General features: G+C 53.3%; 4 protein-coding genes. 1 reads left to right on the plus strand and 3 read right to left on the minus strand.

What is annotated here, in order from left to right; all coding sequences use genetic code 11:
• Positions 1 to 176 precede the first annotated feature (176 nt).
• On the plus strand, positions 177 to 710 hold the full coding sequence (locus tag ACESLU_RS12790) for a hypothetical protein (protein WP_372639027.1): 534 nt from the start codon (positions 177 to 179) through the stop codon (positions 708 to 710).
• A 1-nt stretch (position 711) separates the two neighbouring features.
• Here ACESLU_RS12790 and ACESLU_RS12795 read toward each other — a convergent pair whose 3' ends face one another.
• From ACESLU_RS12795 to ACESLU_RS12805, 3 genes are read right to left on the minus strand one after another with little or no spacing between them, the layout of a single operon-like run.
• Positions 712 to 996, minus strand: a complete 285-nt coding sequence (locus tag ACESLU_RS12795; protein WP_372639028.1) for a GlsB/YeaQ/YmgE family stress response membrane protein — start codon at positions 994 to 996, stop codon at positions 712 to 714.
• 16 nt (positions 997 to 1012) lie between these two features.
• Positions 1013 to 2059: an ABC transporter ATP-binding protein gene (locus tag ACESLU_RS12800; RefSeq protein ID WP_372639029.1), complete on the minus strand. Its 1047-nt coding sequence runs from the start codon at positions 2057 to 2059 to the stop codon at positions 1013 to 1015.
• Complete coding sequence (locus ACESLU_RS12805) at positions 2056 to 3585, minus strand: ABC transporter permease (RefSeq protein ID WP_372639030.1); 1530 nt, start codon at positions 3583 to 3585, stop codon at positions 2056 to 2058. The genes ACESLU_RS12800 and ACESLU_RS12805 overlap by 4 nt, the downstream gene beginning before the upstream one ends.
• Between the last annotated feature and the right edge of the window lie 181 nt (positions 3586 to 3766).

The following is a 3766-nucleotide window of genomic DNA, read 5'->3' on the forward strand; positions in this document are numbered from 1 at the left end:
CGCGCGGCTGTTTTGAGGCAGTGTTTTGAGAACAAGAGACAGAAATTGAGCCGTGTTGTGTGTTTAGCGATAAACCCACATCCTCTTTCCCGCTAAATTCACAAACCTGTTCCACATTGTTGTGATTTTTTGCTATACTTAGACTCATTTTAAATAAGGAAAACAGCAAGAAAATCATGAACAAGGTTGGGAGCGGCAGGACGCCTATTTTTACCATTTTAAGCCTTTTATTGGCCTCGGTACTGATCATTCAGTGCAACACGCAGACAAACGAATCCCCGGATGAGGAAGAGCAGCAGGAGGAACAGGCGGTGCAGAAAGCACGCGAGGATACGCCGGAGCTGGCCGATGCCATGGGACAGCTTCAGTACTATACGCATAAATATGCGCTGGCGCTGGAGGCCGAAAACCATGAACTGGCGACGTTCTACTTCCACGAGGTCCGCGCTGCGGCCGACGGCATCAAGGAAAACATTCCGGGCTATGAGGGATATGACATTGCCCGCTTTATGAGGCTCTTTTTTGACCCCGCCATCGAACCGGTAGAAACAGCGCTGGCCAACAGGGACTGGGACGAAGCGCGGGAAAAGACCATCGAGATGGTTGATTCCTGCAACTCATGCCACAACGCCACCAGCCACGGCTTTGTTAAAGTAACGCCCGGATTTTCAGACAACCCGTACAACCAGGATTTTTCCGCTCCCGAGTAACTTAAACCCGGGGGCTGCGTCCCCGCGTAATCAATCCGATAACAATCGTAAAGAGCGCCGCCCCGATAATAGACCAGATAATGGGAAACGTTTCCCCGTCGATTTCGACCGGCAGCATCAGCGTAAGCCCCATTTCAGCGGCAATCCATTTCCCGATAAAAGCCCCGATAAATCCGACCACAATAGAGACAAGACAGCCTCCCAGGGAATAGCCGGCAATACTTTGACCGATTCCCCCGCAGATAGCTGCGATTAATAACAAAATCAACAGACCTGTTAAAGACATAATAAAATAATTTTATTTAATTTTCGCCTTCTAAAATTACCGCCGATTCAAGGGGCTTGATGACAACCGCATCGCCCGGTTCAAATATGATACGATTATCGGTATGAACCAAATATTTTTCGCCGTTCAGTTCAACATGGTACGTTATATCATGACCTTTGAACTCCCGGGCCACCACCGTTCCCACTTCCCCGGGGGGCTGGCCGGCAGGTTCTTCGAGGGTCAGGTGCTCCGGGCGAATAGAACATAAGACCTTTCCGCAGGCCTTGCAATTCAGGCTCATCAGGCCGAGGCTGGTGCTCACTTCGGATCCCCCCGTGGCGTCGGCATGAAAAAGATTGGTCCGTCCCAGAAACTGGGCGACAAACTTTGTTTTGGGATGATAGTATACCTCTTCGGGGGTGCCGATCTGTTCAATTTTTCCCTCGTTCATCACCGCAATGCGATCGGCAAAAGAGAGCGCTTCTTCCTGGTCGTGGGTCACCAGCAACGCACTCATCCCGGCTTTCTTCAGGATAGAACGCACTTCTTTGCGGGTCGTCTCCCGTAGCAGGGCGTCCAGGTTCGAAAAAGGTTCATCCAGGAGCACCAGCTTCGGCTTGGGGGCAATGGCCCGCGCCAGCGCCACCCGCTGTTGTTGTCCCCCGGAAAGCTCATTGGGACTGCGCTGCTGGTAATCCCCCATTCCCGTCCGGCACAGTACCTCCTCGGCATACACGTTCCTTTTATGCTTCGGTATATCCGTCAGTCCGAATGCCACGTTTTCGATGACCGAAAGGTGGGGAAACAGCGCATAGTCCTGGAACACAAAACCGATGCCCCGGTCCTGCGGCGCCACGTGGTCGTCGGGCGACTCCAGTACCTTCCCTTCAATGGCAACGGCTCCGCGGTCCGCTCGTTCGAAACCGGCAATAAGGCGGAGGCTGGTGGTCTTGCCGCACCCGCTGGGTCCCAGCAGGGCAAATATTTCATCCTCTCGCACCTCGAAATTGATCCCGTCGACGACGGGTCCGGTCTCATCAAAAGCCTTTGTTAAATTGGTGACGGTCAATAAATTCTTCATGTCTTGTTCCACTCTTTCGAAAATAAAAATCCTACAAACAGGGATGAAAATAGTAAAATTGTGAGTGCAAAAGGAGCGGCTTCTGCAAACATAGCCTCCCCGGTATAGGACCAGACTCTGAGCGCGAGGGTGTCAAAACCGATGGGAGATAATAAAAACGTTATGGACAACTCTTTCATTGCAGATAAAAAAACCAAAGATGTGGCCGCAATCATTCCACCGCGCAGCAGCGGCAGCGTAACCTTGAAAAATGATTTGACAGAAGAATAGCCCATCGACTGGGCGGCCTCTTCCAGCTGGGGCGGCGCCTGGTACAGCGCGCTGCGCACGGGGCCGATCGCTTCGGCTAAAAAGTGCAGGGAATAGGCGATGACCAGCAGCAGCAGCGACTGATACAGCCAGGAGGATACGTAGAGGGAAAAGAATACCAGCGCCAGGGCAAACGCCAGAGGGGGTGTGGCATAGCCCAGGTAGGCCACACGCTCCAGGGGATTGCTCAGCTTCGTCCGGTAGCGCACCCCGATATAAGCCAGCGGAAGCGCCATGAGGGTCGTCAGCAATGCGGCCGGTGCGGAGGCTTTGACGGAATTCAGAAATGCCTCAAACAGGTTTCCCGCCATGGCTGCAAGCGATGCTTCATTGAACCAGAAGCCAATGGAAGAGACCGGAAGCAGCACCGAAACCAAAAACAGGACAATCACAAAAGCGTAGGCCGGCACGGCCCACGGTCCCAGCTTCAGAAAGGTGTTGGCCCGGGAGGCCCCTCGTCCCAGCCGGTGAAAGATCGCCTGCTTCAACAGGCGGTACTCCAGCACCAGCGCGCCGGTGGTCAGTGCAAGAAGCATCAGGGCCAGCCAGGCCGCGTAAATACGGTCGTAGGCCGACAGGTATTGCAGGTACAGGGCATAACTGAAGGTCTCAAAACGCATCAGCGAAACGGTTCCGAAATCGCCGATCACGTGCAGGCATACCAGCAATCCCCCGGCGAAAAGCGCCGGTTTGAGCTGCGGCAGGATCACCTTGAAGAACGTAGCCCTCGCATCATGTCCCAGTGACCGCGAGGCCTCCTCAATCGATTGGTCCAATCCCATCAGGGCCGTCCGAATATTCAAATAGAGGTAAGGAAAAGTGCAGATCGTCAGTACAATCAACGATCCCTCAAAGCCGCTGATACGCGGAAAATTCCATCCGAACCACGCCTGAAAGGTCCCGTTGTAGCCTCCCAGTCCAAGCAGGGCATAGGCCATAATATACCCCGGCATCGCCAGGGGCAAAACCCCCAGAAGCGTAATAAGGCGGCGCCCCCTGATCCTGCATCGCACGGAAAGATAGGCCAGGGGCAGAGCTATCAGAATATCCAGGGCCAGGACGCCGCCTGCGAGCAGCAGGGTGTTGCCCAAAAGACGCAGGTTGCGCATCCTGAAAATGACGTTGCTCAGCATGTCGGGGGAAGCGTCGAATGCGCGAATCAGCAGGTAAACCAGCGGCAGCAGCACGCCGACGGCAATCGTGCCCGCAAATGCCAACAGGTACCACGGCGGCGACTTTCTATGTATTTTCGTGTCTTTAATAGTGGATTATGTGCAATGAGCCGTGAAATATTTAGACCAAATCTAAATAGAAACCAGCTCTATCGCAACAGCCAACACGATGGCTTGGGAACAATGTTTTTAATATTTTGTTTAATAAGGTTCCTATTAATTTCAT

It is taken from the genome of Fodinibius sp. (assembly GCF_041642155.1).
Classification (GTDB): Bacteria; Bacteroidota; Rhodothermia; order Balneolales; family Balneolaceae; genus Fodinibius.